This window comes from Actinacidiphila oryziradicis, assembly GCF_005047355.1.
In the GTDB taxonomy this organism is placed as follows: Bacteria; Actinomycetota; Actinomycetes; order Streptomycetales; family Streptomycetaceae; genus Actinacidiphila; species Actinacidiphila oryziradicis.
Genome location: NZ_SUMC01000331.1, coordinates 1 through 1,453 on the forward strand (window position 1 = coordinate 1; position 1,453 = coordinate 1,453).

At 67.7% G+C, this 1,453-nt stretch carries 1 protein-coding gene; it reads left to right on the forward strand.

All coding sequences use genetic code 11. From position 1 onward, the window contains the following. Positions 1 to 45 precede the first annotated feature (45 nt). Positions 46 to 1,404: an IS30 family transposase gene (locus tag FCI23_RS55675; protein WP_456318885.1), complete on the forward strand. Its 1,359-nt coding sequence runs from the start codon at positions 46 to 48 to the stop codon at positions 1,402 to 1,404. The last annotated feature ends 49 nt before the right edge of the window (positions 1,405 to 1,453 follow it).

The following is a 1,453-nucleotide window of genomic DNA, read 5'->3' on the forward strand; positions in this document are numbered from 1 at the left end:
GGATTCAACTGGTCGTCGCAACACCTCAATCGTGTGGAGGATGTTGTGGCGCAGGGAAGAGCTCGTGCGGCGATCTTGGCTGGTCGTCCGCCGCTTCGATCTCCTGGACGGCCCCCGGTCAATCAACGTGAGGAGCGGCAGCGTTTCTGGCGGCTGATCGCTGCGGGGTTGTCCAGTGAGGAAGCGGCCGTCGCGTGCGGCGTGTCGATGCCCTTGGGGCCGCGGTGGTTCCGTGAGGGTGGCGGCATGCCGTTGATCAGCCTGGACCCACTGTCGGGCCGCTACCTGTCGTTTGCCGAGCGCGAGGAAATAGGCCTGCTGCGGGCGAGAGCATACGGGGTGCGTGAGATAGCCCGCCGCCTGGGACGCTCCCCGTCTACTATCTCGCGGGAGCTTCGGCGCAACGCGGCGACTCGCGGCGGTCGCCTGGACTATCGGGCCTCGGTCGCGCAGTGGCACGCCGACCGGCAGGCACGGCGACCCAAGCCGTGCAAGCTGGCCTCGAACGACCGGCTCCAGCAGTATGTGCAGGACCGGCTCGCCGGCACGGTCTGCGCCCCCGATGGCAGCGAGATCGCGGGACCGAAGGTTCGGTGGGTCGGGCGGCGCCACGGCCGCCGTCAGGATCGACGCTGGGCGACCGCCTGGAGCCCCGAGCAGATCGCTCGCAGGCTCCCGGCTGATTTTCCCGGGGACGAGACGATGCGGATCTCACACGAGGCCATCTACCAGGCCCTTTACATCCAAGGCCGCGGCGTGTTGAGCCGCGATCTGACGGCGTGCCTGCGTACCGGTCGCGCACTGCGGGTGCCCCGGGCCAGGACCCGGGGCCGCGGAAGGAAGTTCGTCACCAAGGAGGTGATGATCAGTCAGCGCCCCTGTGAGGCCGACGATCGAGCAGTTCCCGGACACTGGGAGGGCGACCTGATCATCGGCCTGGACAGCTCGGCGATAGGCACGCTGGTCGAGCGCACCAGCCGGTTCACGGTGCTGCTGCACCTGCCCCCGATGGAGGGTCACGGTGGCCCCCGGGCCAAGAACGGCCCGCCGCTGGCGGGTCACGGTGCCCAAGCCGTTCGCGATGCCATTGCCGCCACGATCGCCCGACTTCCCGGGCACCTGCGCAGGTCGCTGACCTGGGACCAGGGAGCGGAGATGGCCCAGCACGCGCAACTGCGCATCGACACCGGCCTGGCGGTCTACTTCGCTGACCCGCACAGTCCCTGGCAGCGCGGCACCAACGAGAACACGAACGGCCTCCTACGCCAGTACTTCCCCAAGGGAACCGACCTGAGCAGGCACAGTAGAAGCGAACTCAAGGCTGTCGCCACCGTCCTCAACAACCGCCCCCGCAAGACCCTCGGATGGAGGACCCCCGACGAGGTCTTCAACGAGCATCTATGATCTCTGACAAGCAGTGTTGCGACGACCTATTGAACTCGGGGAGTACACC